Origin of the sequence: Kribbella sp. NPDC005582, from assembly GCF_040605415.1 — a bacterium.
GTDB lineage: Bacteria > Actinomycetota > Actinomycetes > Propionibacteriales > Kribbellaceae > Kribbella.
On the sequence record NZ_JBEXCU010000001.1, the window covers coordinates 1,383,634 to 1,409,567 of the forward strand.

The 25,934-nt window shown below is 68.6% G+C and carries 29 protein-coding genes; 7 read left to right on the forward strand and 22 right to left on the reverse strand.

Going from position 1 to position 25,934, the window contains the following annotated elements; translation table 11 throughout:
* Window positions 1-57: 57 nt before the first annotated feature.
* The gene (locus tag ABZS29_RS06960; protein ID WP_355459271.1) at window positions 58-615 is read left to right on the forward strand and encodes a 2'-5' RNA ligase family protein; all 558 of its coding nucleotides are present in this window, start codon (window positions 58-60) and stop codon (window positions 613-615) included.
* The gene (locus ABZS29_RS06965; RefSeq protein ID WP_355459272.1) at window positions 612-1,484 is read left to right on the forward strand and encodes an SAM-dependent methyltransferase; all 873 of its coding nucleotides are present in this window, start codon (window positions 612-614) and stop codon (window positions 1,482-1,484) included. The genes ABZS29_RS06960 and ABZS29_RS06965 overlap by 4 nt, the downstream gene beginning before the upstream one ends.
* Here ABZS29_RS06965 and ABZS29_RS06970 read toward each other — a convergent pair.
* From ABZS29_RS06970 to ABZS29_RS06980, 3 genes are read right to left on the reverse strand one after another with little or no spacing between them, the layout of a single operon-like run.
* Window positions 1,445-2,335 carry a hypothetical protein gene (locus tag ABZS29_RS06970; RefSeq protein WP_355459273.1) on the reverse strand — a complete coding sequence of 297 codons (891 nt, stop codon included), beginning with the start codon at window positions 2,333-2,335 and terminating at the stop codon, window positions 1,445-1,447. The genes ABZS29_RS06965 and ABZS29_RS06970 overlap by 40 nt on opposite strands.
* 31 nt (window positions 2,336-2,366) lie before the next feature.
* Window positions 2,367-3,695, reverse strand: coding sequence for a PH domain-containing protein (locus ABZS29_RS06975; protein ID WP_355459275.1), 1,329 nt, complete (start codon window positions 3,693-3,695; stop codon window positions 2,367-2,369).
* Window positions 3,692-4,180 carry a PH domain-containing protein gene (locus ABZS29_RS06980; protein ID WP_355459277.1) on the reverse strand — a complete coding sequence of 163 codons (489 nt, stop codon included), beginning with the start codon at window positions 4,178-4,180 and terminating at the stop codon, window positions 3,692-3,694. The genes ABZS29_RS06975 and ABZS29_RS06980 overlap by 4 nt, the downstream gene beginning before the upstream one ends.
* Before the next feature lie 26 nt (window positions 4,181-4,206).
* On the opposite strand from ABZS29_RS06980, the gene ABZS29_RS06985 reads away from it, so the two are divergent.
* Window positions 4,207-5,406, forward strand: coding sequence for an NADH-quinone oxidoreductase subunit D (locus ABZS29_RS06985; protein ID WP_355459279.1), 1,200 nt, complete (start codon window positions 4,207-4,209; stop codon window positions 5,404-5,406).
* Window positions 5,407-5,410: 4 nt separating this feature from the next.
* Here the strand turns inward: ABZS29_RS06985 and ABZS29_RS06990 are convergent, their stop codons facing one another.
* From ABZS29_RS06990 to dacB, 15 genes are all read right to left on the reverse strand, one after another.
* Window positions 5,411-6,142, reverse strand: coding sequence for an NADPH-dependent F420 reductase (locus ABZS29_RS06990; RefSeq protein WP_355459281.1), 732 nt, complete (start codon window positions 6,140-6,142; stop codon window positions 5,411-5,413).
* A 22-nt stretch (window positions 6,143-6,164) separates the two neighbouring features.
* A complete protein-coding gene (locus ABZS29_RS06995) occupies window positions 6,165-6,956 on the reverse strand; it encodes an inositol monophosphatase family protein (protein ID WP_355459282.1) in 792 nt (263 codons plus the stop codon).
* Window positions 6,957-6,997: 41 nt separating this feature from the next.
* Window positions 6,998-7,438 carry a hypothetical protein gene (locus ABZS29_RS07000; RefSeq protein ID WP_355459284.1) on the reverse strand — a complete coding sequence of 147 codons (441 nt, stop codon included), beginning with the start codon at window positions 7,436-7,438 and terminating at the stop codon, window positions 6,998-7,000.
* Window positions 7,439-7,449: 11 nt separating this feature from the next.
* A complete protein-coding gene (locus ABZS29_RS07005; RefSeq protein ID WP_355459286.1) occupies window positions 7,450-7,971 on the reverse strand; it encodes a DUF3180 domain-containing protein in 522 nt (173 codons plus the stop codon).
* Window positions 7,971-8,528, reverse strand: coding sequence for a 2-amino-4-hydroxy-6-hydroxymethyldihydropteridine diphosphokinase (folK, locus tag ABZS29_RS07010; protein ID WP_355459287.1), 558 nt, complete (start codon window positions 8,526-8,528; stop codon window positions 7,971-7,973). Before folK ends, ABZS29_RS07005 begins: the two co-directional genes overlap by 1 nt.
* Complete coding sequence (folB, locus tag ABZS29_RS07015; RefSeq protein WP_355459289.1) at window positions 8,525-8,914, reverse strand: dihydroneopterin aldolase; 390 nt, start codon at window positions 8,912-8,914, stop codon at window positions 8,525-8,527. The genes folK and folB overlap by 4 nt, the downstream gene beginning before the upstream one ends.
* Complete coding sequence (locus ABZS29_RS07020) at window positions 8,911-9,384, reverse strand: nuclear transport factor 2 family protein (RefSeq protein ID WP_355459291.1); 474 nt, start codon at window positions 9,382-9,384, stop codon at window positions 8,911-8,913. Before ABZS29_RS07020 ends, folB begins: the two co-directional genes overlap by 4 nt.
* On the reverse strand, window positions 9,381-10,178 hold the full coding sequence (gene folP, locus ABZS29_RS07025) for a dihydropteroate synthase (protein WP_355460837.1): 798 nt from the start codon (window positions 10,176-10,178) through the stop codon (window positions 9,381-9,383). The genes ABZS29_RS07020 and folP overlap by 4 nt, the downstream gene beginning before the upstream one ends.
* 97 nt (window positions 10,179-10,275) lie before the next feature.
* On the reverse strand, window positions 10,276-11,433 hold the full coding sequence (locus ABZS29_RS07030; RefSeq protein WP_355459293.1) for a S1 family peptidase: 1,158 nt from the start codon (window positions 11,431-11,433) through the stop codon (window positions 10,276-10,278).
* A 427-nt stretch (window positions 11,434-11,860) separates the two neighbouring features.
* On the reverse strand, window positions 11,861-12,433 hold the full coding sequence (gene folE, locus ABZS29_RS07035) for a GTP cyclohydrolase I FolE (protein WP_355459295.1): 573 nt from the start codon (window positions 12,431-12,433) through the stop codon (window positions 11,861-11,863).
* A 61-nt stretch (window positions 12,434-12,494) separates the two neighbouring features.
* On the reverse strand, window positions 12,495-14,534 hold the full coding sequence (ftsH, locus tag ABZS29_RS07040; RefSeq protein WP_355459296.1) for an ATP-dependent zinc metalloprotease FtsH: 2,040 nt from the start codon (window positions 14,532-14,534) through the stop codon (window positions 12,495-12,497).
* A 157-nt stretch (window positions 14,535-14,691) separates the two neighbouring features.
* Entirely contained in the window at window positions 14,692-15,243 is a 552-nt protein-coding gene (gene hpt / locus ABZS29_RS07045; RefSeq protein ID WP_132164525.1) for a hypoxanthine phosphoribosyltransferase, read from the reverse strand.
* 5 nt (window positions 15,244-15,248) lie between these two features.
* A complete protein-coding gene (gene tilS / locus ABZS29_RS07050) occupies window positions 15,249-16,310 on the reverse strand; it encodes a tRNA lysidine(34) synthetase TilS (protein WP_355459299.1) in 1,062 nt (353 codons plus the stop codon).
* Window positions 16,282-17,376, reverse strand: coding sequence for a zinc-dependent metalloprotease (locus ABZS29_RS07055; protein ID WP_355459300.1), 1,095 nt, complete (start codon window positions 17,374-17,376; stop codon window positions 16,282-16,284). The genes tilS and ABZS29_RS07055 overlap by 29 nt, the downstream gene beginning before the upstream one ends.
* A 28-nt stretch (window positions 17,377-17,404) precedes the next feature.
* Window positions 17,405-18,736, reverse strand: a complete 1,332-nt coding sequence (gene dacB, locus ABZS29_RS07060; protein WP_355459302.1) for a D-alanyl-D-alanine carboxypeptidase/D-alanyl-D-alanine-endopeptidase — start codon at window positions 18,734-18,736, stop codon at window positions 17,405-17,407.
* A 50-nt stretch (window positions 18,737-18,786) separates the two neighbouring features.
* Between dacB and ABZS29_RS07065 the strand changes: the two genes are divergently transcribed.
* The gene (locus ABZS29_RS07065; protein ID WP_355459304.1) at window positions 18,787-19,275 is read left to right on the forward strand and encodes an inorganic diphosphatase; all 489 of its coding nucleotides are present in this window, start codon (window positions 18,787-18,789) and stop codon (window positions 19,273-19,275) included.
* Between the two features lie 46 nt (window positions 19,276-19,321).
* Here the strand turns inward: ABZS29_RS07065 and ABZS29_RS07070 are convergent, their stop codons facing one another.
* Window positions 19,322-19,753, reverse strand: coding sequence for a MarR family winged helix-turn-helix transcriptional regulator (locus ABZS29_RS07070; RefSeq protein ID WP_355459306.1), 432 nt, complete (start codon window positions 19,751-19,753; stop codon window positions 19,322-19,324).
* Window positions 19,754-19,827: 74 nt separating this feature from the next.
* Between ABZS29_RS07070 and ABZS29_RS07075 the strand changes: the two genes are divergently transcribed.
* Genes ABZS29_RS07075 through ABZS29_RS07085 form a run of 3 tightly spaced genes read left to right on the forward strand, consistent with a single transcriptional unit; the run spans window position 19,828 to window position 22,429 of the window.
* The gene (locus tag ABZS29_RS07075; RefSeq protein ID WP_355459308.1) at window positions 19,828-20,793 is read left to right on the forward strand and encodes a zinc-binding dehydrogenase; all 966 of its coding nucleotides are present in this window, start codon (window positions 19,828-19,830) and stop codon (window positions 20,791-20,793) included.
* 9 nt (window positions 20,794-20,802) lie between these two features.
* A complete protein-coding gene (locus ABZS29_RS07080) occupies window positions 20,803-21,693 on the forward strand; it encodes a LysR family transcriptional regulator (protein WP_355459309.1) in 891 nt (296 codons plus the stop codon).
* A 25-nt stretch (window positions 21,694-21,718) separates the two neighbouring features.
* Window positions 21,719-22,429, forward strand: coding sequence for an SDR family oxidoreductase (locus ABZS29_RS07085; RefSeq protein WP_355459311.1), 711 nt, complete (start codon window positions 21,719-21,721; stop codon window positions 22,427-22,429).
* Window positions 22,430-22,452: 23 nt separating this feature from the next.
* Here ABZS29_RS07085 and ABZS29_RS07090 read toward each other — a convergent pair whose 3' ends face one another.
* From ABZS29_RS07090 to ABZS29_RS07100, 3 genes are all read right to left on the reverse strand, one after another.
* The gene (locus ABZS29_RS07090; protein ID WP_355459312.1) at window positions 22,453-23,805 is read right to left on the reverse strand and encodes a C40 family peptidase; all 1,353 of its coding nucleotides are present in this window, start codon (window positions 23,803-23,805) and stop codon (window positions 22,453-22,455) included.
* A 231-nt stretch (window positions 23,806-24,036) separates the two neighbouring features.
* Complete coding sequence (locus tag ABZS29_RS07095) at window positions 24,037-24,849, reverse strand: endonuclease/exonuclease/phosphatase family protein (RefSeq protein ID WP_355459314.1); 813 nt, start codon at window positions 24,847-24,849, stop codon at window positions 24,037-24,039.
* Complete coding sequence (locus tag ABZS29_RS07100) at window positions 24,846-25,922, reverse strand: oxidoreductase (RefSeq protein ID WP_355459315.1); 1,077 nt, start codon at window positions 25,920-25,922, stop codon at window positions 24,846-24,848. Before ABZS29_RS07100 ends, ABZS29_RS07095 begins: the two co-directional genes overlap by 4 nt.
* Window positions 25,923-25,934: the final 12 nt, after the last annotated feature.

Sequence of the window (25,934 nt, forward strand, 5' to 3'; positions counted from 1 at the left end):
CCGCGGTGGGGTACCAGACGATCTCCCGGTCAGCCTAGGCGATGACAGGATGGTGTGGTGACCGATGAATGGGCCGCCCGGACCGAACTGACCGCGATTCTGATCACAGTGCCCGAGCTGGCGGCGTACACGGATCGGTGGCGTTCGGTGTCACGCTCCAGCGCTCGGCCGCACGTGCCGCTGACGGAGCTGATCCCGCCGCACGTCACTGTGCTGGTCCCGTGGGTCGCGGAGCCCACAGCGGAGGATGTGGAGCGGCTGCGCGCCGTCACTCGGTCCGTGCAGCCGTTCGAGCTCACCTTCCCGACTGCGGGCCAGTTCCCGAACGGAACCGCCTGGCTGCGGCCGGAGCCGTTCGACGAGGTGAGTGCGCTGCTCAAGGCCGTCTTCGCGGCCTTCCCCGACTGCCCGCCGTACGGCGGTGAGTTCGCGGAACCGCACCCGCACCTGACCATCTCTTCGTCCGCCCAGGGCGGCCCCGGCGTGGTCGCCGAGGCCCAGGCCGCACTAGCCGCCGAGCCGGCGCCCGTGGTCCAGCTGACCGAGCTAGGCCTGTGGCGCGAGGACAAGAACGGCGTCTGGAGCCAGTTCGACGCCGTACCGCTGGGCGGATGACGTACCGCACCGCCTGGCAGCAGGCCCTCTACGGCCCGGACGGCTTCTACCGGCGCGAGCGCCCGGCCGCGCACTTCCGTACGTCGGTGCACGCATCGGAGCTGTTCGGCCAGGCCATCGCTCGTCTAGCGCGACAGATCGGCGCCGATCGAGTGACCGACATCGCGGCCGGCTCCGGCGAGCTGGGTCGGGTACTGCGGGCCGAAGGGCTGCAGGTGGTCGAGATCGAGCTGGACGATCAGCTGCCTGCCCGGCTGACCGGACTGGTCGTGGCCAACGAGTGGCTCGACAACGTCCCGTGTGAACTGGCCGAGTGGGATGAGGACGGCGTACCGCGTTATCTGACGGCTGACCTGACACTGGGTGACGTTGTACAGGGCAACGATCTGCAGTGGTTGCAGCAGTGGTGGCCTGGCGAGCCGGGTGATCGGGCGGAGATCGGTCTGTCGAGAGACGAGGCTTGGGCGGCCGTGGTTGCGCGACTCGACCACGGTGTTGCAGTGGCGATCGACTACGGGCACACGGCGGACGACAGGCCGCCGTACGGGACTCTGACTGGTTTCCGCGGAGGTCGCGAGTGCGAGCCAGTGCTGGACGGCAGCTGCGACATCACTGCGCACGTGGCGCTCGACTCACTCGCAGCGGCTGTCGGCGGCGAGATCCACACACAGCGCGCGATGCTCACGCAGCTTGGCGTTTCGGCCCAGCGTCCGCCTCTGGACCTGGCTACCAACGACTCGGCCGCTTACCTGGCCGCGTTGTCCGCGGCAGGTGAGGCGGCCGAGCTGCTGGACCCGTCAGGACTCGGCGGGTTCGGCTGGGTCGTGAGTCACTCGCCGGCCAGCAACGGGTCGTTCTCCGAGCGGTAGCGGGCGTAGACCGGGTCGGCGAGGGGCGTGGACAGCTTGCCGAGGTTGGTGATCGGCGTGCTGGTGCCGGTGGCGTGACCGATGGAGTAGACGTACGCCGAGTTGGTGTCCTTGTCGATCGCGGTCAGCAACGTGCCGGTGCCGCAGCTGTTCGCGACCAACGTCTCGAAGCCCTGCCAGGTGGAGCCGCGGACGGTCTTCACGACGGGCTTCAGCGGCGTGGTCGACGGGATGTGGATCGTCTCCAGCACACCGGCCTTGGTGGTGGCCAGGAAGGTGTCGTACGTCGCGGTCTGGCTGATCAGCGTCATCGCCTTGATGTCCGAGAAGCCGGCGACGGAGGCGACGGTCTGGAAGCCGTTCGTCCAGCGGAACAGCACACCGTCGTTCCGCAGCCCGTAGCGGGCGTTGCGGGAGCCCGTGGCGGCCCCGGCCCAGGACTCTTCGATCATGCTGAACTTGTCCCAGTTGATGCCGACCTTGGTCTCCTTGTGCTCCCACTGACCGGTCGACTCGGAGTAGACGTCACTCACGGCGTACAGCGACGTGCCAAGAACCACGTAGGCCTCGACCGAGGCACCGGCCACATCCGCGCTCCAGCTCCAGTTCGAGGAGAGCTTCGCGGCACCGGCGGCGAACTCGTGCTGCGGGGTACCGGTGGCGCTGGTCGGCGGCGTGGTGCCGGTGACGGTCACGCCCTTCGTGTCGCCGTTGCTGGTGATCGCGTGCATGGGCACGGTGCAGGCAGCGGTCGCTGCGGCGGTCGCCGTTCCGGAGGTCGCCACGGCCAGGCCGCCCAGCAGTACTGCGGACACGGCCGCTGCGGAGATACGCGTCGTCAAAGTCTTCATGCTCACCACGATGCGGACTAGCCCACAGAAGTTACGACTGATCCGGACGAGTGCTCTCAATGGCTTGTCGGGCTTGCCGTGCCTGGTGTGCCTGCGCCTGGGTCAGCCAGGCAGCCTCTTCGGCCGACCGGTGCAGGGCGACAGCGTTGGTCGGACCGAGCGGTGTGTCGATGTGTACGTCGGCCAGGCCGAGGCGCTGCTGGAGCGGCCCCTGGGTCAGTCGGACGGACTGCGTCTTGTGGTGCAGCACGATCGACGTACGGCGACTGATCCAGCCAGCGGTGGTGACGAAGACCTGCTCGTCGGCGCCGTAGGCCAGGTAGCGCCAGCCGATCGGGCGCAACCACTTGGCGCGCTCGGGGGCGCGCTGCAGGTCGATGGCCTCCAGATTGAAGCCGGGGAGCACGCGCATGAGCACTGCGGCGACCTCGCCGCGCTCGCCGACCGGGAGCAGCTGCGCGCCTTCGAGGCGGTCCTCGCCATCCTCCTGGCCACCCGCGACACCTGCGATGTCCAGCTCGACGCGGGACCAGCCCAGCAGGCGCCAGATGAGCGGCTCGGTGATCAGGAGCCCCTGCACACGTCCCGGCGGGATCGTCTGGCGCTGGACGTCGAGCAGGCCACGCTTGGTGCGCAGTCCGTGGTCTGTCTGGGAGAGGGCGAAGCCATAGTTGCCGATGACCTGTTTCCAGATCGGCTGGACGACACCGAGCAGCAGGGGCAGACCGGCGAAGAGTCCGACGTGGAAGTCGAACACCATGGTGGCGACGATCAACCAGATCAGTGCGCCCGCACTACCGAGAACTGTGGACGACAGCAGCGTCGCACCGAGCAGGCGCTTCGTCGGGACGACCAGGAGCGCCTCCGGCTCCTGCTGCTGCTCCTGGTCCTGCTGCTGAACCGCCTGCTCGCCCTTGGCCCGGACCAGCAGGACGGTGCGCAGTTCCCCAGCCTCGGCGTACTTGAAGTAGCTCAGCTTGCCGTCGCTCTTGCCGCCACCCGCCACGTCCATCCGCAGCTCGGCCATGCCGAGCAGGCGCGCCACGAAAGGCTGCGCCACGTCGATGGCCTGGATGCGGTCGAACCGAATGATCCGCGTACGCCGAAACAGGAAGCCGCTGTCGACGCGGATCGCCTCGTCGGTCAGCTGCCACTTGGTGAACCACCAGGACAGTGCACCGAGCAGGATGCCACCGACCAGTACGCCGACCAGTCCGAGCCCGGCGATCTCCAGATTGCTCCGCAGACCCTCGTTGTTGACCAGGGCGACCGCTGCGACCGCGAAATATCCCCAGCCCTTCACAAACGGCGTCAGCGGGTGCAGGCGAGCACCCACCTTCTCCACCACGGGCTCGGTCACAGGCCCCACGCCTGCGCCTGGCCGAGGGCGGACAGCCGGTCACGCAGCCGGGCAGCCTCGTCCGGGTGCAGACCAGGGATCTTGGCGTCGGTCGCCGGCGTGGCCGTGTGCAGCTCGACCGTGGCGATCCCGAACGCGCGCTCCAACGGCCCGGCGGCCACGTCCACGAACTGCATCCGTCCGTAGGGCACGACGATCAGCTCGCGGAACATGATTCCGTGGCTGACCATCAGCTCGTCCTCGCGCTCGGCGTACTTCCACGAGCGCTGGTTGCGGCCGATCAGCACCCACGACCACCCGAACGCCGCGGCCACCACGACCAGCCCGAGTACGCCGTACAGCCAGCCCAGGGTGAGTCCGAGCGCGAGCAGCACCGCGATCCCGAGCACTCCGGCCGTGATCGCCGCACTGACGCGCCGAACCGACGCGAGCTGCGGTGAGACCGGCGTCCAGCTGACATCGGAGGGTGCAAAGAGATCGTCCACGGACCCAGCCTGTCACGATAGGGGGTATGAGCGTTGAGAAGGTCGTGGGTGTCGGGGCCGGGGCGGCCGGATTCGACCCGGCGTTCGAGCGGGGTGGGACCGGCGACGGGTCGCAGTTGGCGACCACCGACATGGTGCTCAACATCGGACCGCAGCACCCGGCGACGCACGGCGTACTGCGGTTGCGGCTGACGCTGGACGGCGAACGGATCGCCGGGTGCGAGCCGATCGTCGGCTACATGCACCGTGGTGCGGAGAAGCTGTTCGAGGTCCGCGACTACCGGCAGATCATCGTGCTCGCGAACCGCCACGACTGGTTGTCGGCGTTCGCCAACGAGCTCGGCGTCGTACTCGCGGTCGAGCGGATGATGGGACTGGAGGTCCCGGTCCGGGCGGTCTGGCTGCGGACGCTGCTCGCGGAGCTGAACCGGATCCTCAACCACCTGATGTTCCTCGGCTCGTACCCGCTCGAGCTCGGCGCGATCACGCCGGTCTTCTACGCGTTCCGCGAGCGGGAGACCATCCAGGGCGTGCTGGAGGAACTCTCCGGCGGACGCATGCACTACATGTTCAACCGCGTCGGCGGCCTCAAGGAGGACCTCCCGTACGGCTGGCTCGGCCGGACCGCCGACGCCTCCGCCGCGGTTCGCAAGCGGCTCCCCGACATCGAGAACCTCATCCTCGGCAACGAGATCTTCCGCGCCCGCACTGTCGGCATCGGCAAGCTCTCCCCCGAGCTCGTCGCCCAGTACGGCGTCTCCGGCCCGATCGCCCGCGCCTCCGGCGTCGACGCGGACCTGCGCCGCGACGAGCCCTACCTCGCGTACGGCGAACTCCAGGACGTGCTCCGGGTCGTCACCCGGCCCGACGGCGACTGCTTCGCGCGCTTCTGGGTGCTGCTCGAGCAGGTGAAGGTCGCACTGGATCTCGTCGACGCGTGCCTCGACAAGCTCTCGTCGATGCCGGCAGGCCCGGTCAATGTCCGGCTGCCCAAGATCCTCAAGGTCCCCGAGGGCCAGACCTACGCCTGGACCGAGAGCCCGCTCGGCATCAACGGCTACTACCTCGTCTCGCGCGGCGACAAGACACCCTGGCGGCTCAAGCTCCGCTCCGCCAGCTTCAACAACATTTCCGCGCTGCCCGCGCTCCTGCCCGGGACGATGATCCCGGACATGATCGCGATTCTCGGCAGCATGTTCTTCGTCGTCGGCGACATCGACAAGTAGTACGTCAGGCCTGGAGGTCCTTGACCGGCGGACGGTGGGCGGTGGCGATCAGCTTCTCGATCTCGGCGGCCGGGGCGGGCTTGCCCGGGTCGTTGTAGCCCTCGCCGAAGATGCGTTCCAGCGAACTGCCTTCGGGCAGGTAGGGGTCGACGTACACGGCCGTCTCGCGCTCGTGCCGCCAGCTCTCACTGAGCGGGCCGACGTCGACCGCGTCCCAGCCGAGCTTGTCCAGCAGCTCGATGACCGTCTTCCGGGCTTCTGCGTCGTTGCCCGAGACCGGCAGCGCACTGCGGTCGTCGGCACCGGCGGGCCGGGCCAGGTTGAGCAGGTGGACCATTGCGATGTTGTTGAAGGCCTTCACCGTCCGCGACTCCGGCAGGTGCCGTTGCAGCAGGTCGGCGGTGTTCACGGTCTCGTTGTCGAGCTCTTCGATCCGGCCGTCACGACCCGGGTAGTAGTTCATGGTGTCGATCACGATCTTGCCGGCGAGCGGCTCGACCGGGACCTCGGCGTACCGGCCGAGCGGGATCGTCACCACGACGAGGTCTCCCGCCTCGGCGGCCTCCACGGCCGTCCCGGCCCGCACGCCCAGCTCGGCGGCCTTCTCCCGCAGACTCTCCGGCCCACGCGAGTTCGCCAGTACGACGTCTATTCCTGCCGCGACCGCCAGCTTCGCCAGCACGGTCCCGATGTTTCCACTTCCGATGATGCCCAGCGTCGTCATACCGACTGACAACCCACGACGTGGCTCAGGTATTTCAGATCCCCCGTACGCCGGCCTCCACGATCAACTCGGTGAGTTCGTCGACGAGGCCCGGGGCGACCGCGTACGTGCCACGCGAGGCCGGTGAGTGCTGGCTGCCGTCAAGGTCGAGGACCTGCAGCCCTGCCTCGCGACAGATCGCGACCCCGGCCATCGTGTCCCACGGCTTGTTCGAGTACATGATCGTCGCGTCGAAGAAGCCGTTGGCCGTCCACGTCAACGCGGTGGCCGCCGTACCGATCATGCGCAGGCGCTGCACGCGCGGGACCAGCAGGTTGTGCAGCTCGGTACGGCGCGGGTTGTGCTCGGCCGCGTTCGGGCCGATCGCGTAGTCGCCCATCGCGATCAGCGCCTCGTTGAGCGTCGTGCACTGGCTGCCCTGGATGGCCTTGCCGTTACAGGTCGCACCCAGGCCCTCGGCCGCGGCGTACCGGGTGCCGAGCGGCGGGTGGTCGATCACTCCGGCGACCGCCCGGTCGTCGACGATCAGGCCGAGCGAGATCGCCCACAGTGGCGCACCGTGGACGAAGTTGACCGTCCCGTCGATCGGGTCGAGGACCCAGCGGGTGCCCTCGGTCGGGCCGCCCTCCTCCTCGCCCTGGATGCCGATCTCCGGCGTCTCCCGCTCCAGGAACTCGCGGATCTTCCGCTCGACCGCGAAGTCGACCTCGGACGCCATGTCCCGGTCGCTCTTGAAGGTGAGCGCACCCGGTCCGCGGGTGTCCGTCACTGTCCGTCCTTGGTCGACGGCAGCCTGGGCAACTTTCAGCAGTTGAGCGAGATCCACGCCCTCCAACCTACCCGACGCCGGGAAGCGCTTACCTGCAATCAGGAAGCGGCGAGACCGCGCAGCTTGAGGTCGACCACCGTGGGCGCGTCGGCGTGCGAGTGTTTGTCGCCTGCGGCAACGACCGTGGCGACTTCCTCGTCGATCTTGTCCAGGCGGGCGTCGATCTTGTCGAGCCGGCGCTGCATCAGGTCGACGAACTCCGCGTTCTCGACCACGCGCGCGCTGGTGATCCGCGAGTACTCCTGCGCGACCTGGGCGCGTTCGTCGGAATGCGCGAGCCGCTCGACCAGCAACTGGTGGCGGAACAGCACCGAGGCAGCGATCGCCACCGCTACCGCAGCAATCGCTGCAGAGCGGAGAATCCAGGTGTTCTGAGTGAACAACGCAACGCTGACACCGAGACACACAACGATCAACAGCGCGTTGGCGACGGTGAGAACGGTGGTCCTGGTTCGACGGCGGCTACCCCTTGACCCCATGGACCGTCATGTTAGGCGGTCTCGTCGGGGTCGTCGGGAATACGACACGCACGTTCCAGCAACAATCCGGCCGTGACGACCAGCACTGAGATCACGACGGCGAGGCCGGCCATGATCACCCTGTTACGAGGTCCCGAGGCACTCACGCCTCGCAGGAAGGATAACGCGAACCCTCCGTACACACCGGTGCACAACGCGCCGACGAATGCGCTCGCCTTCCCGATCAGCAACAGGAACACGGCGCGCTGCGGTTCGACCCGCTCACGCCGTACCTGAACTCGCTGCTGGGTGTTGCGGGCCGCGGCGAAGAGCAACGCGGCCAGGAACGCCCAAGCGACCAGCGTCAGCCAGGAGACCGCCGGCGCGACCCCGCCACCGGCCTCGATCGCCTTGACCATCGTGAAGCCGACCGCCGCACCGAGGACGGCGATCGCGATCAGCAGCCGCCGAGACGTCGGCCGGACCGACCCCGGACGCCGCGGCTCCTGGCCGGAACCAGGAGCGGAGGAGGACTCGGGACCGCCGGCGGCCACTACTGGAGCTCGAGCTCGAGCTTGGTCACACCGTCGGTGCCGACCTTCTCCAGCAGCTCCGTGACCGGACCGTGCCCGGGCAGGACAGCGTCCGGCTCGATGTCCAGCCACGGCGCGAGCACGAACGCCCGCTCGTGCGCCCGCGGGTGCGGGATGGTCAGCTCCTCGGACTCGATCGTCTTCTTGCCGTAGGTGATCAGGTCGACGTCCAGCGTCCGCGGCGCGCCCGGCACGCTGCGCTCGCGACCGAAGGCCTGCTCGATCGCGTGCGCGCGGTCCAGCAGCAGGTCGACCGACAGCGTCGAGTCGGCGAGCAGCACCACGTTCAGGTACGGGCCGGACTCGTCCGGGCCACCGATCGGCTGCGTCTCGTAGACCGGCGAGACATCGACCACGACGACGTCCGGGGTGTCCCGCAGCGCGTCGATCGCGCCCTGCAGGTTCGCCTCACGGTCGCCGAGATTACTGCCGAGCGACAGGATCACCTGGCGAATCGGCTTGAGGCCACCGCTCAGGGTGTCCGCGTCGATGACGTAAGGACTTGGGGTCTCGGTCACGAGGATTCTCCGGCTCTGCGCTGCACGGTCAGGACAACGTCGTCGAACGGCACCGAGATCGGCGCCGAGGGTTTGTGGATGGTCACCGCGGTCGCTGTCACCCGCCGGTCGGCGAGACACAGGTCGGCGATGCGCTGGGCGAGGGTCTCGATCAGGTCCACCGGATCGCTCTCGATCGCTTGGTGCACCTGCTCGGCCACCACGCCGTAGTTCACGGTGTCGGCCAGGTCGTCGGAGGCCGCGGCTTGACGAGTGTCCAGCTCCAGCCGGACGTCCACGACGAACTCCTGCCCGTCGGCCCGCTCGTGATCGAAGACCCCGTGGCGTCCGAAACCGCGGATACCCCTGATCTCGATCACGTCAGGAGGGGACACGGGACCGCTCATTCCGCCTCCTCCTGTTGACCCCCAGACGACAGTACCGGGGAGGCATGGTGGATCCACAACCGCCAGCCGCTGGAAGTTCTGCGGAAGACGTTGGTCGCGAGCGCCTTCCCACCCGCGAAACCTTCTTCGGGAGCACCTTCGCCCGACGACAGGACATTCTCCGTACACGTGACGTAGGCCACGTCTTCATCCACCCGTACCTGGACGTCGGTGAGGAAGAACTGGATGTACGGCGTGTTCGCGAAGATCATCGCCCAGGCCCGCATCATCTCGGCGTACCCATAGATCGCCGCGTTGCCCGGATGGATGCAGACCGGATCCGGTTCGGGCAGCCAGACGGCCGCCATCAGATCCAGGTCGCCGGCCTCGAACGCGTTGTAGAACGCGGTGTTGGCGGTCAGCACGACGTCCTCGACGGTCGCACCCCGCGCACCTTCGCTCGGCCGGGAGCTCCCGGGTCCGTCCGTCATACGGTTCCCCATCTCTTCGCCACTCGGACCGCGTCCGCGCTGGGGGCCACCGCGTGCGCCCGGACACACCAGGCTCCCGCGGCGGCGGCCAGGGCGGTAACGGCCGCGCTCGCATCGTCTCGTCGTACGGCCGGTCTGGGTTCGCCGGTCTGTTCGTCGGCGAGCAGCCTACCGAGGAACGCCTTCCGGGACGCACCGATCAGCAACGGCCGGCCCAGTACGGCGAATTCCCGCAGCCGGCGCAGGATCTCCCAGTTGTGGTCCGCGTTCTTCGCGAACCCGAGACCGGGGTCGAGGGCGACCCGGTTCAGGTCGACGCCGGCGGCGCGCATCGCGTCGAGCCGCTCGCCGAGCTCGGCGATCACCTCGGCCACCACGTCGCCGTACTCGGCCTTGTTCTGCATGTCGATGGAATGCCCGCGCCAATGCATGCAGACGTACGGCGTCCGGCGCTCGGCGACCAGCGCGAGCATCTCCGGATCGGCCTGGCCGCCGGAGACGTCGTTGATCATCGCGGCGCCCGCGTCCAGTGCCAGCGCGGCGATCTCGGAGCGCATCGTGTCGACCGAGATCAGCGCGCCCTCGGCGGCCAGCGTCTCGATCACCGGCAGCACCCGGCGGATCTCCTCGGCGGGCGTCGGCCGCTCGGCGCCGGGCCGGGTCGACTCACCGCCGACGTCGAGCAGGTCGGCGCCCTCGGCCAGCAACTCACGGCCGTGCTTGATCGCGGCGGCCGGCTCGAACCACTCACCGCCGTCCGAGAACGAGTCCGGCGTCACGTTCACGACGCCCATGACGAGACTCCGGTCCACGACCGGCAGCCCGTCCACGTGACCCCACGTCCCGATTCCCACCCGCCCACCGTAGTGGGCCGGTGGGACACACGGGGAATCAGCTACCGAGGACCAGGCTGGTCTGGGTGCCGCGGAGGGCTTCCTCGATCGGCTGCGAGTAGGACTCGTTCGGCCGGTTGGACTTGTCCAGGCACTTGCCGTCGATCAGCGCGGCGCCGCTGGTGATGCCCTGGGCGTAGTTGCCGGTCATGTTGGCGCCGCCGGAATCACCGGACTCGACGCAGGCCGTGTGCTGGAACAGGCCGCGGACGATTCTGTTGTTGCCGTAGTTGACCGTGACGTTGTTGGCGACGATCCGGCCGCAGGTCCAGCCGGTGCTCTTGCCCGACTTGCACAGCTCGGACCCGACCGTGGGACTCGCCGTCCCGTAGACCGCGACACTGCCGGAACCCCAGCCCTCGACGTACCCCTGCTGGTCCCAGCCTTCGATCACGTCGACGCTGCCGAAGTCGTTGTCGGGGAAGTTCGAGGTGAGCGTCTTGCCGAGGATGTAGCCGTTCCGCGAGAACGACGGCCGGCCGGCCGTGCAGTGCCCCGCGGTCAGGAAGACCCGGGTGCCCTTGGCGGTCCGGGCGTTGAAGCCGAGTGAGCAGACGTAGCCGGTGTTCTTGTCGACCTGGAACCCGCCACGCAGGCTGAAGTCGTCGGCCGTCGTGGTCACCTTGCCGTAGACGGTCCGCACGGTGACCTGGTCGCCGTGCTCCTTGGCCCGCTCCACGAACCGCTGCGTGAACACGTCGTGCGCCCCCTGGGGAACGTTGACCACGACCGTGCCGGTGATCGGATCGACGTACCAGGAGCGGACCTTGCCGGGCCGCGACTTCACGGCCAGCCGGTTCAGCTCGGCCTGCACGGAGTTGAGCTCGGCGGCGGTGAAGCGCACCAGCTTGGGAACCGCGCCGGCTGCTCGCACGAGCTCGGCCGTCGCGGCATCCGACACCGCGACCACCAGGTCACCCGCACTGTCGTAGTAGCTCCCGACCGCACGTGACCCGAGCTCGCTCTGCAGCGCCTCAGCGGTCAGCGAAGATTTCTGCGCAGGCTTGCCGATCAGTTTCGTCGGCTCCACCCGCGGCCCCGGCGCGACCCGATGCTTGGCATCGTCCGCGGTGGCCCAGTTCGCCGCCACCAGTCCCGCCGCTGTCAGTACCGCAGCGCCGGCGAGTGCGGCGCCGACCCGATAACGCCCCGACATTCCTTGTCCTCCTCACCACCGGCGCCCGCTCCCCGTCGATCGAACGCCCTTACGGAAAGTAACGGCATCGGAACGGAATGTCCACAGCTACCAGCTCACAATCCCAACGACCGAACCCCCGCGGGAGCTACGCCCTCCTCAAACAACACGGTGGCTTCGCTGGCGCACTGGAGGACATCGCATCGAGTGTGGCCACCAGGCTGCTGGAAAGCCCTTACCAACGACCATCGCCTCACACTCACCCGCCAACTCCCCACACTCACACGGTGGCTTCAGTCGCGGGGCACGGCGGCTTCGGTCGACTGCTTGCCGTCGAATGTGAGAGGAGCGTCGCCGGAAACCGCTTACCGGCGACACGGTTCTCCCACTCGACGGGTGACTCCTCCCACTCGCACGGTGGCTTCGGTCGCGGGATGGGTTGTGGCACTCAGCCGACGATGAGGCTCATGGCTTCGGCTCGGGTGACCGGGTTGCGGAGCTGGCCGCGGACGGCGGAGGTGATGGTTTTGGCGCCGGCTTTGCGGACGCCGCGCATGGTCATGCAGAGGTGTTCGCACTCGATGACGACGATCGCGCCGCGGGGTTCGAGGAGTTCCATCAGGGACTCGGCGACCTGGGTGGTGAGGCGTTCCTGGACCTGGGGGCGTTTGGCGTAGACGTCGACCAGGCGGGCGAGTTTGGACAGGCCGGTGATCCGGCCGTCGGGGTTGGGGATGTAGCCGACGTGGGCGACGCCTGTGAACGGCACCAGGTGGTGCTCACAGATGCTCCAGACCTCGATGTCCTTGACCAGGACCATCTCGTCGTGCCCGAGGTCGAACGTCGTACTCAGCACGTCCTCGGCGGTCTGACCGAGCCCGGCGGTGATCTCGGCGTACGCGCGAGCCACCCGCGCCGGGGTCTCCTTCAGCCCGTCGCGGTCCGGGTCCTCCCCGATCGCGAACAGCAACTCCCGGACAGCCCGCTCGGCCCGCGCATGATCGAACTTCGGCGACGTCATTGCGCCAGCCTAAGCAGAAGCCCCGCCATCCGGGTGGATGGCGGGGCTTTGGTAGCTCAGATCACTCGTGTGACGGCGGGGTCGGGCCGCCACCGTAGTTCGGCGGCTTGACGGCCTCGTCGGGGCCGACCGAACCACCGGGCAGTACGTCGGACAGCGAACCGTTCTGCGAGGCCGGCGACGGCAACGGCATCACCGGCGGCTGGTCGGACGGGATCCGGGTCGAGGACCCGGTCCAGGCCGGCCGGCGGTCCTTCTTGACGATCGGGCCGAAGATCTCGGCGATCTGGCCCTTGTCCAGGGTCTCCTTCTCGAGGAGCTCCTCGACCAGGTGGTCCAGCACCGCGCGGTTCTCGACCAGGATGTCGAAGGCTTCCTGGTGCGCGTTCAGGATCAGCTTGCCGACCTCCTCGTCGACCGCGGCCGCGATCTCCTCGGAGTAGTTGCGCTGGCTGCCCAGGTCGCGGCCCAGGAACGGCTCGCCACTGTCCTGACCGAACTTGATCGCGCCGAGCCGCTCGGTCATGCCGTACTGCGTGACCATGGCCCGGGCGAGCGCGGTCGCCTTCTCGATGTCGTTGCTGGCGCCGGTGGTCGGGTCGTGGAAGACCATCTCCTCGGCGGCGCGACCACCGAGCATGTAGGCCAGCTTGTCGAGCATCTCCGAGCGGGTGGTCGAGTACTTGTCCTCGTCCGGCAGCACCATCGTGTAGCCCAGCGCGCGACCGCGCGGCAGGATCGTCACCTTGTGCACCGGGTCGGAGTGCGGCAGCGCCGCGGCGACCAGGGCGTGACCGCCCTCGTGGTACGCCGTGAGCACCTTCTCCTTGTCCGACATCAACCGGGTACGGCGCTGCGGGCCGGCGATCACGCGGTCGATCGCCTCGTCGAGCGCCTTGTTGTCGATCACCTGCATGTTCGAGCGGGCGGTCAGCAGGGCCGCCTCGTTCAGCACGTTGGCCAGGTCGGCGCCGGTGAAGCCCGGCGTCCGGCGCGCCACCGCGGTCAGGTCGACATCGGTCGACATCGGCTTGCCCCGCGCGTGCACCTTCAGGATCTGCTCACGGCCCGGCAGGTCCGGCGCGTCGACGGCGATCTGCCGGTCGAAGCGGCCGGGCCGCAGCAGGGCCGGGTCGAGGACGTCGGGCCGGTTGGTGGCCGCGATCAGGATCACGCCGCCGCGGACGTCGAAGCCGTCCATCTCGACCAGCAACTGGTTCAGGGTCTGCTCGCGCTCGTCGTGCCCGCCGCCGAGGCCCGCGCCACGGTGCCGGCCGACGGCGTCGATCTCGTCGATGAAGACGATCGCCGGGGCGTTGGTCTTGGCCTGCTCGAACAGGTCCCGGACGCGGGAGGCGCCGACACCGACGAACATCTCGACGAAGTCCGAACCGGAGATCGAGTAGAACGGCACGCCGGCCTCACCCGCGACCGCACGGGCCAGCAGGGTCTTACCGGTACCGGGCTGGCCGTAGAGCAGCACACCCTTGGGGATCTTGGCGCCGACGGCCTGGAACTTGCCGGGCTCCTGGAGGAACTCCTTGATCTCGCCGAGCTCCTCGATCGCCTCGTCACAGCCGGCCACGTCGGCGAACGTGGTCTTCGGGGTGTCCTTGGTGATCAGCTTGGCCTTCGACTTGGCGAAGCTCATCACCCGCGAGCCGCCGCCCTGCATCGAGTTCATCAGGAAGATGAAGACCACGGCGATCAGCAGGAACGGGATCAACGTCTGGAACACCTGGCCGATGAAGCTCGGCTTCGGGTTCTCGACGTTGTACTTCTCGATCTTGCCGTTCTGGTACAGGTCCTGCAGCGACGTGCCCAGCGAGGGGGCCTGACCGTCGACCCAGAACGCCCGGATCTTGGTGCCGTCGGCCTTCTCGACCCGGATCTCCTGGTCGGGATCGATCAGGGTGATCGTCTTGATCACCTTCTGGCCGGCCGGGGCGTCGGTGGCCTGCTTGATCACCTTGACGACCTCACCGGTCGGTTCGGCCTTGTACCCGGTCGAGCCGGTCAGGAGCTGCCCGATCACCAGCACGCCGAGGAAGGCGAGGATGATCCAGAACAAAGGTCCACGGAAGATGCGCTTCACGTCCATGATCGAGGCCTACGCCCCGTCCCTCCTAGCTCGGCAGGCCCGGGTTTCGCGGGCTTGAGACGGTACTACCAGTCCAAGTGTCTCGTGCCGGGCAAGCCTGCCGACCACGAGGGTCACCGAACGACGGTACGACCTGTTGTACAGGCTGTCACCAAGTTCAGGAGTAGACGTGCGGCGCCAGCGTCGCCACACAGCGCAGGTTGCGGTACTTCTCCGCGTAGTCCAGGCCGTACCCGACGACGAACTCGTCCGGCAGCTCCAGGCCGACGTACTTCACCGGGACCTGCATCTTGGCCGCACCCGGCTTCACGAACGCCGTGCACAGCTCCAGCGAGGCCGGCTTGCGTGACTCCAGGTTGCTGACCAGCCAGCTCAGCGTGAGGCCGGTGTCGATGATGTCCTCGACGATCAGCACGTGCCGGTTGGTGATGTCGGTGTCCAGGTCCTTCTGGATCCGCACCACACCCGACGACTTGGTCCCCGACCCGTACGACGAGATGGCCATCCAGTCCATCTCCACGTGCCGGGTGAACGACCGGGCCAGGTCGGCCATCACCATCACCGCGCCCCGCAGGACGCCCACCAGCAGCAGGTCCTTGCCCTGGTAGTCCTCCTCGATCCGCCCGGCCAGTTCCCGCAGCTTCGCCAGGATCTGGTCCTCGGTGTAATGGATCTGGGTCAGGTCCTTCTCGATGTCCGCCGCATCCACGAGCGTCAGCCTGTCATATCCGGACCGAAGATTATGAATCCGCCCCGGCGGACGGCACGGACACCTTGGGGCAGGTCGATCCAGCGCTGACCGCGCCAGTCGGTGATCAGCGCGTCGACGGCGGCGACGTGGCCGGCGTTCAGGTCGGTGGCCTTGGAGCCGGCCTCCAGCGCGGCCTGCCGGAGGACTCGCGTGCGCAGCGCTGCGGGCTCGTCGGCGACCATCCCGACGTCACACTGCACCTCCCCGTCAGTACGTCGTACTGCCGTCTCCGCGAGGTCCGCCGCCAACATGTCGAGGGCGTCGGCGTCCGCCCGGAGCAGTCCGGCCGTCCGGGCCAGCGCTTCGACGACACCAGGCCCCAGAGCCTCTGCGAGCGCCGGCAACACCTCATGCCGGACTCGGACCCGTGTGTACGTCAGATCGTCGTTGTGCGGGTCGTGCCAGGGCCGCAGACCGGCTGCAATACAAGCTGCGGCGGTAGTGGCGCGCGGAACCTCCAGAAACGGCCGCCGGAGCAGTCCGGCGACCGCGGCCATCCCGGCCAGCGATCTGGCCCCGGAACCGCGTCCGAGCCCCAAGAGAACAGTCTCGGCCTGATCGTCCCGCGTATGCGCCAGCAGTACGACGTCCGCTCCGAACTCATCAGCGGCAGCCCGCAAAGCGTCGTACCGGGCGGTGCGAGCAGCGCCCTCTGGACCGCCCTGCCGGCCGACCTCTACGGCGCGGACCTGGACCGGATCGAGCCCTAGCCCACGACATTGCTCAGCAGCGATCTCCGCGGTCTGTGCGGAGTCCGGCTGCAGACCGTGGTCGACGATCACGGCGCCGGCCCGCAGTCCCAGCTTTGGCGCCTCAAACGCGGTTGCCGCGGCAAGGGCCAATGAGTCGGTCCCACCCGAGCAGGCGACCAAAACGGTCGTCCCGGCGGGCAGGTCGGACAGTGCGGCCCGCAGAGCCTCGCGTGTGCGAGCGACCGCGGGATGCAGGCGGCCGCGGCGCTCGGCCACCAGTTCCTCCGCGGTGTGGCGGGCGGACTCAGCCGTGGAGTCGGGAGACCCAGGCATCGGGGTTCGCGATCTCGTTCTTGGTGGGCAGCGTGTTCGGCCCGGTCCAGACGCGGTTGAACCCGTCCATGCCGACCTGGTCGACCACGCGCCGTACGAAGGCGGCACCGTCCTTGTACTGCTTCAGCTTCGCGTCCAGTCCGAGCAGCTTCTTCAGCAGCTGGTCCAGCGGGTTCCCACCCTGGCGCCGCGAGGTGAACTTCGAGCGGATCGCGTCCACCGTCGGAATCACCGACGGCCCCACCCCATCCATCACGAAGTCCGCGTGGCCCTCCAGCAACGACATCACCGCGGTCAGCCGGTCCAGCACGGCCCGCTGCTCCGGCGACTGCATCAGGTCCACCAGGCTCAGCTCAGCCTCACCGCGCACCGACCGTCCCAGCCGCTGCACGGCCTCCCGGAACATCGCCGCGTACGCCGATGCGTCCAGCTCGGCCTGGTCGAGGAACAGCCCGATCTCCGACCGCAGGTGGTCGCGCAGCCACGGAACCGCCGTGAACTGCACCCGGTGCGTCTCCTCGTGCAGACACACCCACAACCGGAAGTCCCGCGGTACGACGCCCAGCTCGGTCTCGACCTGCATGACGTTCGGAGCGACCAGCAGCAGCCGGCCGGTGAGGTCCGGACGGGCAGGATCAGGCTCCGAGGGGTAGAACGGGTCGAACTGACCGAGCACCCGCGACGACAGGAACGCCAGCAGCGCACCGGCCTCGATCGCGGTCACCCGGGAGCCGACCGCGGACGACAGCCCGCCGGTCCGCTCGGCCTTCTCGCGCAGCTTGTCCGCCAGCGGCTGCATCACGGTCCGGAAGCCGTCCGCGTTGGCCTGGACCCAGCCGGGCCGGTCCACGATCACCACCGGCGCACTGGCCGACGTGGCCTGCAGACCGGTGAACTCACGCACGTGCTGCTCGGAGTCGGCCGCGAACTGCCGCAGCTCGGCCACCACCTGGTCCGCCTCGGCCCGAGTCACCACCGGCCCCGGGCGCAGCAGCTTGCGCGCCACACCGGTCGCCAGCTGCCAGTCGACCATCTCAGCCGCAGTCTCGCCGTTCGCGGTACTCATACATCGACCCTAGTCGCAGAGGGCAAGCTCAGCAGCCGCAGTTGGCCAAGATTGCGGCGGCTCGGTCCAGTGCGGCGCGGGCGTCGAGCGTCTTGGGCACCGGAACACTGTCACTGGCCACGGCGAACGCGAGCAGCGTGCCGCTCCGCGTCCTGACCATTCCGGCCAGGCTGTGCACCCCGGTGAGCGTTCCGGTCTTCGCGCGGACCATTCCGGTGCCCGCGCCCGCCGTACCGGCTCCGAAGCGCTCTTCGAGCGAGCCGCTGAAGCCTGCGATCGGCAGCCCGGTCAGAAGGTGCCGCAGCTCCGGGTGGTCCTTCGACGCCGCCATCCGGATCGCGCCGGCCAGCAGGTCGAGCGGGACCTTGTTTGTCCGGGTCAGCCCGCTGCCGTCATAGATCTGCGCCTTGCCGACGTCCAGACCGAGCTTCGTGAGCGTCTCCTCGACGCCAGCGACGCCACCGACGTACGAGCCGCCGTGTTTGGTCGCCAGGCCGACATGACGCAGCAGCACCTCGGCGCCGTCGTTGTCGCTGTGCAGATTCACGTACTCGACGATCTGCCCGACCGTCGGCGACTGCACCTTCGCCAGCTCCTGCGCACCGGCCGGTGCGACCTTCGGCTTACCCGCTCCGGCGACCTTGATGCCGCTGGTGGCCAGCAGCTTGGCGAAGACACCCGCGGCGGCCTGCGCCGGCGAGTCCGACCGCTTGGCCATCCCCCGCGCGATCCGGCCCTCGTCCACCCACAGCGCCGACGTCCGGGCCGCAATGCCTTCGGGGAGGTAGTTCGCCTCCCACTTCGCGTTTCCGGCCGGACCGGTGAACAGCGACGCGTCGTACCCGAGGGTGACGCTGGTGACTCCCTGCGCCTTCAGCGACTTCGCCGTGCTCGCAGCCAGCGCGGCCAGCGTCGCTCTGGTCGGGTAGTCCCGGAGCGACGGCTTCGCCGCCAGTAGCGGGTCACCGCCACCGACGAGCACGATCGACCCGTTCCCCGCGCTCACCACCTTCGTGGTGAACCGGTGCTCCGCGCCGAGCGTCGACAGCGCCGAGACAGTGGTCAGCAGCTTGAGCGTCGACGCCGGTGTGTACGGCAACGCCGTACCGGCCGAGAACACGACCTTGTCGTGGTCCACGTCGTACACGTAAACACCGCGGTGCTTGCCCAGTGCCGCGTCCGCCAGCACTCCGGCCAGCGCCTTCTGCACACCGACCGTGGTCGGCGCCGCACCCTCCGGGACCGCCGGAGCGAGCACAGCGGGCGCGGAAGTCGGTACGGCGTTCGCTCCGCCCGCGAGCCCGAGACACAGGGCTGAGGCGAGCAGCGTGACGAACGCCGCACGAGGAGGACGGGCCACCGGGCTGCTCCTGTCATTAGGTCGGTCCGAACCGTGACAGTATCTGCCGTATGGAGTTCGACGTCTTCATCGAGATCCCCAAGGGCACCCGCAACAAGTACGAGCTGGACCACAAGACGAACCGGCTGCGGCTCGACCGCACCCTGTTCACGGCCACTCAGTACCCGTCCGACTACGGCTTCATCGAGGAGACGCTGGGTCAGGACGGTGATCCGCTGGACGCACTGGTCCTGCTGTCGGAGCCGACCTTCCCCGGCTGCCTGATCAAGGCCCGGGCGATCGGCATGTTCCGGATGACCGACGAGAAGGGCCCGGACGACAAGGTCCTCTGCGTCCCCGCCGGTGACCCGCGCCAGGAGCACCTGCGCGACATCCACCACGTGCCGGAGTTCGACCGCCTCGAGATCCAGCACTTCTTCGAGGTCTACAAGGACCTCGAGCCGGGCAAGTCCGTCGAGGGCGCCACCTGGGTCGGCCGCGCGGACGCCGAGGCCGAGATCCAGGCCTCCTTCGATCGTCTGAAGACCGAAGGCCACTGACCGCTGCACCTGACCGCCGGCCCGCGACAGCGGCGCCGGCGGTTTCTCATTCGCCGCTGACCCGGCTGAGCAGCCCGAGCAGCACCTTGCGCTCCGCCGCGGTGAGCGGCGCCAGCAGTTCGTCCTCGGCCGCGTAGATCAGCCGGTCCATCACCACCAACTGCTTGCGACCGGCCGCGGTGAGCTCGACGATCTTGCGCCGGCGGTCGTCCGGGTCGACCCGGCGGCCGACGTACCCGACCTCTTCCAGCTCGTCGAGCACGGTCACCAGGTCGCTGCGATCGAGCGCGATCCGGTCGGCCAGCGTCGCCTGGGCCGCGGCGCCGTCGGCGTCCAGGCTGGCCAGCACGTGGTAGTGCTGCGTCCGCACGCCCGCCTCGACCATGTGCTGCCGGATCAACCGCTGCGACTGCTGACTCGCCCGCCCCAACGCCCACAGCACCCGGTCGGAGAGGCGGTGGTTCGGCGACTTCTGCACCTGTCCACTCTAGAACTCCTGCGCTATCGTGGGTGTCACCCATTATTTCTAGCTCCCACGATCTGGAGTACTTCATGCGTGCAGTGCGCTACCACTCCCACGGCGGCCCGGAGGTTCTGCAGCTCGACGAGGTCGAGATCCCCGCGCCCGCCACCGGCGAGGTGCTGGTCGAGGTCGAGGCGGTCGGGGCCAACGCGATCGACGCCCTCTTCCGATCCGGCAACAGCCCCTGGCCGCGCCCGCTCCCCGGCAGCCTCACCGGCGAGGTCGTCGGCCGGATCACCCGGCTCGGTCCGGACACCCCACCCGGTCTCGCGATTGGCGACCGGGTGGCCGGCGTCTCCGAGGACGCCTTCGCGGACCACGTCGTACTGGACACGGCGTTCCTAGCGACCATCCCCGACGATGCCGACGCCGGGGCCGCGACGATGATGTCGATGACCGGACCGCTCGCCCTCCGGCTCCTGGAAGCAGGCCGGATCCCAGCCGGCGGCACTGTCCTGATCCAGTCCGCCGCGGGTGGCGTCGGCCACTTGGCCGTCCAGCTCGCCCGCTCGTTCGAGCCAAAGCTCATCATCGGTACGGCGTCCTCACCCGACCGGCTCGACTTCATCCGCTCACTCGGCGCCGAGGCGGTCGACCTGACCGATGCCGATTGGCCGGACCAGGTCCGCGCGCTGGCGCCGGACGGCGTCGACACGGTTCTCGACTCCGTCGGCGGCACGATCTTCGATCAGGGCCTGGCGCTGATCCGGCCGCTCGGCACGATGGTCACGTACGGCGCCATTTCCGGACAGCTGCCGACCGTTCCGGCCTCTGCGCTGTTCGGCCTGCAGTCCGTGACCGGGGTGTCGATGATGGCCTGGCGAACTGCCCGGCCGGACGCTGCCCGCAACGACATCGCCGAGGTGACCCGTCGCTGGCAGGCCGGAGACCTGCGCCCGGCCGTCCACGCCAGCTACCCGCTGGCCGACGTACAGGAGTTGCATCGGGCACTCGACGCCCGCGTCGCGCTCGGCCGGCTGATCGCCACCACTTAAGGTTGGAGTGTGGAGCTCCGGCAGATGCGGTACTTCGTCGCTGTCGCGGAGGAGCTCCACTTCAGCCGGGCCGCCGAGCGGCTGTACATCTCCACACCGACGCTGAGTCAGCAGATCAAGCAACTCGAGCGTGAAATCGGTACGACGTTGCTGATCCGGCACAGCCGCGGTGTCGAGCTGAACCCGGCCGGCCAGGTCTTTCTGGCCCGCGCCCGGGAGACGATCCAGGCGGCCGGGCTGGCACTGAAGGACACCCGGCGGGCGGCAGGGCTGGATGAGCCGGTCCTGCGGCTCGGCCTGCTGAACGGCGTACCGGGATGGTTGCCGGCGGCACTCGAACAGCTCGCGGCCGAGCGGTTCCCGGAGAGCACTGTCACGCTGGAAGCCGGCACCACCACGGACCAAGTTCGAATGCTCGCCGCCGGCGAGATCGATCTCGGCCTGGTCCGGACGCCGTTGACGTTGCCGCCAGCAACCATCTGCGAGGAGCTGGCCGAGGAAGAGCTCGGCGTACTGATGGTTGCCTCGCATCCGCTGGCGACCGCCGCCGAGGTCACCATCGACGACCTGGCCGGTCTCGAGCTGATCTGGATTCCCCGCGCCGCTGCCCCCGAGTTCCACGACGACGCACTCCAACGCCTGGGCGGCAACTTCCGTTTGAGCGATATCACGATGAGCCACTCGCAACTCCGCTCCGCACTGCAGGTACGACGGGCCGCGATCAGCCTCGGCTCGCGCCGCGCGGCGACCCCCGACGTCGTCTGGCGCCCGATCGCAGGCCGTCCGCTCATCGCCCGGTACGCCGCGATCTGGCGCACCGACTCGCACAACCCGGTGCTCCAGGCAATGACCGTTAGCCCCGGCCTAACGCCCGTGAGGCAACAAGTCGTGGAGTACTGACGCCCGTCCTGATTGGCTCGACGACATGCGCAAAGAACACGTAGTTATCGTCGGCGGCAGCTCCGGAATGGGTCGCGCCCTCGCTGCGGAACTCGTTGCCCAAGGCAGCGAAGTGACCGTCGCCGGACGCTCTCCCGATCGACTCGCCGCTGTCCAACGCGACCTCGGCGTACGGACTGTAGCGATGGATCTCCTGGTCGAGGAGGACATCGCCAGGCTCTTCGCGACGACCGGCCGGATCGATCACGTCGTCACGACGGCCGCCGATGTCGGCGGCGCCTACCAGCCGATCAGGGAGTACGACGTGAACTCGGCCCGGCCGGCGATCGGCTCCAAGCTGTTGGGCCCGCTACTGCTCGCCAAACACGCCGCGCCCGTGCTCGAACCCGGCGGCTCGATCGTCTTCACGTCGGGCATCGCGGCGTACCGGCCGGGACCGGGCGCATCGTTGCTCGCGGCACTCAACGGCGCACTCGCGTCGCTGGCGGCGGCACTCGCCGTCGAGCTCGCGCCACTGCGGGTCAACGTGGTGTCGCCCGGCTGGGTGGACACTCCGATCTGGCAGGACGTCGCGGGCGACGCCGCTCCGGCCACTCTGGCCGCGATGGCAGCCCGCTTGCCGGTCGGCCGGATCGGCCGCACCCAGGACATCGCGGATGCGATCATCGCCTTGCTACGCAATGGATTCATCACTGGCACCGTCCTGCACGCCGACGGCGGACACCGGCTGGTCTAGGTTGATTTGCTGACAGCAATAGCTCACGGACGGCCGAAGAAGTCCGGGGGCTCCCAGTAGTAGACGCTCTGGATCTGCACCGGCTTGCCGGTGCGCGGCGCGTGGATCATCCGGCCGCCGCCGAGGTACATCGCGACGTGGTGGATGGTGCCGGGATCGTTGGGGTCGAGCGCCCAGAAGATCAGGTCGCCCGGCCGCAGCTCGTCCTCGTCGATGTGCCGGGTCTGCTCGTACTGCGCGACGCTGTAGTGCGGCAGCTGGATGCCGGCCCGCTTCCACGCGCCCATCATCAGACCTGAGCAGTCCCAGCGCGACGGGCCGGTGCCGCCCCACAGGTACATGTCGCCGAGCTGGGAGAGCGCGAAGCTGATCGCCGCTCCGGCGCCGCGGCCCGAACCGCCGTTGCCACCATTGCCGCCGTTGCCACCGCCGGGGCGGTGGTGCTTCGGAGGCTTCTTGTGCGGATTCTTCTTGCCCTGCTCGCGTTCCCGGGCTTCCTCGGCCCGCTGCCGCGCGAGCTCGCGGGCCCGCTCAGCTGCCTCGCGCGCCGCGATCTTGCGGCGCAACTCGGCGGCCCGCTTCGCGGCGAGTGCGGCGGCGCGCTGTCGCGCAAGCTCCTCGAGCCCCCGCTGCCGCTGTGCGGCGACCTGGACGGAAGTGTTCTGCAGGACGGCCAACTGAGCGATCGACTGCTGCCGCTGGACACCCATCGCGGTCACCGCGGCCGACTGCGCGGCCTCGGCAGCCTCGGCCACCTTCTTCGCCTTGGCGGCCTCTTCGGTCGCGTGCTTCACCTTGATGACGGCCTGGTCGGCCTGCACCTTGAACAGGTTCGTCACCACCTGGTTCGCCGAGTAGCGCAGGTACGAGCCCTGCATCGCGCTCGACACGGTGTGCGCCGTACCGGCGGAGTCAAGCAGCTGCTGCGGCCCTTCGGCGGTGAACAGCGGCGCCAACTTCGCGATGTCGCCACCACCCTGGTACGACGCGACCGCGAACCGGCCGATCTGCTGCCGCTGAGTGTTCAGGGTCTTCTCGGCCTTGGCCGCCCGGTCAGCTGCCTGCGCGGCGTCTTTCTTTGCCTGCTGCAACCGATAGACGGCACCGTTGTAAGCCTCGTCGGCGATCCCGGACTGGATGCCGAGCTGCTCGAGCCGAGCCTCGGCCGCGGCCAATTGCTGCTCGATCGCCTTGACCTGTCCCGCCTTGTCCGCAGCCGCTTCCTTGGCCCGGTCGACGGCCGCCTGCGACGGGATCACCGGAGGCTTCGGCTTCGCCTGCGCCTGGATCGGAACGACCACCATCATGGAGCCGGCCAGACAGACCGCCAGCACACCGGAGAGCCCTGCTCTGCCGGTCTTCCCAGTGCCGCGCATCTGGTGTTTCCTTCCGCCCGGTCACGGCACCCTTCCCTGGCCCCGTGAGCGCTTTTGGTCCTCCTGGACCACATACGTGACACTAGTTGCCTGCAGCCCCATTGGGAACACTTTTCACAGAAGTATCTTTGTTTCACCTGCGTGTCGACTTGACAAACTACAAGCTTGTAATTCACGCAAAAGCGCCCACCCGACCGAAGTCGGATGGGCGCAGTCGCCGAACGGACGGGTTCAGCGAAGGGTGAACGAGGCAACCACCGGCAGGTGGTCGGAAGCCAAGCTCACCGGGACAGCAGCCTTCGTGGGGACCAGCTGCGGGCTGTGCAGCTGGTAGTCGATCCGGGCGGTCGGGTTGTCCGCCTCGATCGTGTAGCCGGGGCCGGCACCGACCTCGGTCCAGGTGTCGTCCAGGACCGCGGTCAGGGTCTTGATCTCCGGCGCATCGGGCCGCGCGTTGAGGTCACCGACCAGCAGCGTCGGCTTGCGTGACGTCCCGAGCAACTCGACCACCTTCCGCGCCTGCTCCAGCCGCTCCGCGTTGTTGTTGCTGGTCAGGTGCGTGTTGGCGAACCGCAGCTCCGCGCCCCGGACCTTCACCGTCGCGACCGCGAGTCCGCGCTGCTCACCGGTCGGATAGAGCGGCAGCAGCGTGTTGGTGAAGTCCTTGATCGGGTACTTCGACAGGATCGCCGTACCGTACTGACGGCGCGGCTCCCCCGGGTTGAGCGGCGGCAGGTCGAGGTTCGCGGCGTACGCGTAGTGCATCTTGAGCCGCTGCGCGAACCAGGCCGGCTGGTCGACCCAGTTGCTGCGCTCACTCCAGTGCCGGTCGACCTCCTGCAACCCGACGACCTCGGCGCCGTTCTTCTCGATCAGCGTCGCGATCCGCTCCAGATCGAGTACGCCGTCGATCCCGGCACCGTGGTGGATGTTGTAGGTCATGACCGTCAGGTCCCGGCCCGGCCGACCGCGATCCGGCTCGGCCGCGGCCATTCCCGGAATCGTCATCAGCAGCGCGACCAGCCCGACCAACGCACGCTTCATCGGCCGACCGCCAGTCGCGCGACCGCGCCCTTCGCGCCCGACGCCCAGCAACCGGCCTGCCGGCCGTGGCCACCGCACTCGACGCTGTCGAAGTTGCCGTCGGAGAACTGCTTCCAGCTCCGGCCGCCGTCGGTGCTGACGTCACTTCCGGACGGCCCGACCGCGACCACCGTGCTCAGCGACCACGGCACGAACGTCGATCCGCTCCGGTATCCCTTCGGCGCCTTGTCGGGCGGGACCAGCTTCCAGGTCCGGCCGCCGTCGTACGTGACCGATGCGGCCTTGACGGCCTCGGTCGGCTTCAGGAAGTCACCGCCGACCGCGACACCGAAGAGCGGTCCGCGGAAGGCGAGGCTGAAGATGCCGGCCGCTTCGCCACTGGCCATCGGCGAGTCCGCGACCGTCCAGTGCCGACCGCCGTCGAAGGTGCGGAACACCCGCGGCCGATCACCGCCGCCGGTCGCGAACCACGCCGTACGGCCAGGTCCCGCCACCAGGCAGGTCCCACTCGCGGCGAACGCGAACTCACCGGGCAGTGCTGCCGGCATCCCGTCGTTCGGCTGCACCTTCCACGACTTGCCACCGTTCGAGGTCGCGGCGATCCGGAACTTCCCGTCCACCGGGTCGCTCAACGCGAGCCCGTGACCGCCACCGTTGAAGGCCATGCAGTCATAGAACGCATTCGCGTCGGTGTTGCGGAACGTTTCGGTCCACGTCTTGCCGGCGTTCACAGTCCGGTAGACCCGCGAGTCCGTCCCCGGACCGATCGACAGGATCACCGCCCGCTGAGCGTCGAACGCCTGCACATCGCGGAACTGCAGCGCCTCCGCACCGGCCGGGCTCACGTTCTGCCAATGCCGACCTCCGTCGACAGTCCGCAGTACCTGTCCCTGGGTCCCCCCGACCCAGGCCACGTCCTTGCTGACCGCCGACAATCCGCGGAACTGCGCCGTACTGCCTGTCGGCGTCACATCCCACCGGTACGACGGTCCGCCGGTCGCCTGGGCCGGTACCAACTGAGAGAGCACCAGCAAACCTCCTGCCGCAACTGCGGCCACACGCAGGATTCTCATGGGCCGCAATCT

Bases quoted from the DNA above. Each gene is read 5' to 3' on its own strand.
- ABZS29_RS06965 (WP_355459272.1), top strand. From the start codon at position 612: ATGACGTACCGCACCGCCTGGCAGCAGGCCCTCTACGGCCCGGACGGC.
- ABZS29_RS06970 (WP_355459273.1), bottom strand. From the start codon at position 2,335: ATGAAGACTTTGACGACGCGTATCTCCGCAGCGGCCGTGTCCGCAGTA.
- ABZS29_RS06985 (WP_355459279.1), top strand. From the start codon at position 4,207: ATGAGCGTTGAGAAGGTCGTGGGTGTCGGGGCCGGGGCGGCCGGATTC.
- ABZS29_RS07000 (WP_355459284.1), bottom strand. From the start codon at position 7,438: ATGGGGTCAAGGGGTAGCCGCCGTCGAACCAGGACCACCGTTCTCACC.
- folB (WP_355459289.1), bottom strand. From the start codon at position 8,914: ATGAGCGGTCCCGTGTCCCCTCCTGACGTGATCGAGATCAGGGGTATC.
- ABZS29_RS07020 (WP_355459291.1), bottom strand. From the start codon at position 9,384: ATGACGGACGGACCCGGGAGCTCCCGGCCGAGCGAAGGTGCGCGGGGT.
- folP (WP_355460837.1), bottom strand. From the start codon at position 10,178: ATGGGCGTCGTGAACGTGACGCCGGACTCGTTCTCGGACGGCGGTGAG.
- ABZS29_RS07030 (WP_355459293.1), bottom strand. From the start codon at position 11,433: ATGTCGGGGCGTTATCGGGTCGGCGCCGCACTCGCCGGCGCTGCGGTA.
- folE (WP_355459295.1), bottom strand. From the start codon at position 12,433: ATGACGTCGCCGAAGTTCGATCATGCGCGGGCCGAGCGGGCTGTCCGG.
- ftsH (WP_355459296.1), bottom strand. From the start codon at position 14,534: ATGGACGTGAAGCGCATCTTCCGTGGACCTTTGTTCTGGATCATCCTC.
- tilS (WP_355459299.1), bottom strand. From the start codon at position 16,310: ATGCCTGGGTCTCCCGACTCCACGGCTGAGTCCGCCCGCCACACCGCG.
- ABZS29_RS07055 (WP_355459300.1), bottom strand. From the start codon at position 17,376: ATGAGTACCGCGAACGGCGAGACTGCGGCTGAGATGGTCGACTGGCAG.
- ABZS29_RS07065 (WP_355459304.1), top strand. From the start codon at position 18,787: ATGGAGTTCGACGTCTTCATCGAGATCCCCAAGGGCACCCGCAACAAG.
- ABZS29_RS07075 (WP_355459308.1), top strand. From the start codon at position 19,828: ATGCGTGCAGTGCGCTACCACTCCCACGGCGGCCCGGAGGTTCTGCAG.
- ABZS29_RS07085 (WP_355459311.1), top strand. From the start codon at position 21,719: ATGCGCAAAGAACACGTAGTTATCGTCGGCGGCAGCTCCGGAATGGGT.
- ABZS29_RS07090 (WP_355459312.1), bottom strand. From the start codon at position 23,805: ATGCGCGGCACTGGGAAGACCGGCAGAGCAGGGCTCTCCGGTGTGCTG.
- ABZS29_RS07095 (WP_355459314.1), bottom strand. From the start codon at position 24,849: ATGAAGCGTGCGTTGGTCGGGCTGGTCGCGCTGCTGATGACGATTCCG.
- ABZS29_RS07100 (WP_355459315.1), bottom strand. From the start codon at position 25,922: ATGAGAATCCTGCGTGTGGCCGCAGTTGCGGCAGGAGGTTTGCTGGTG.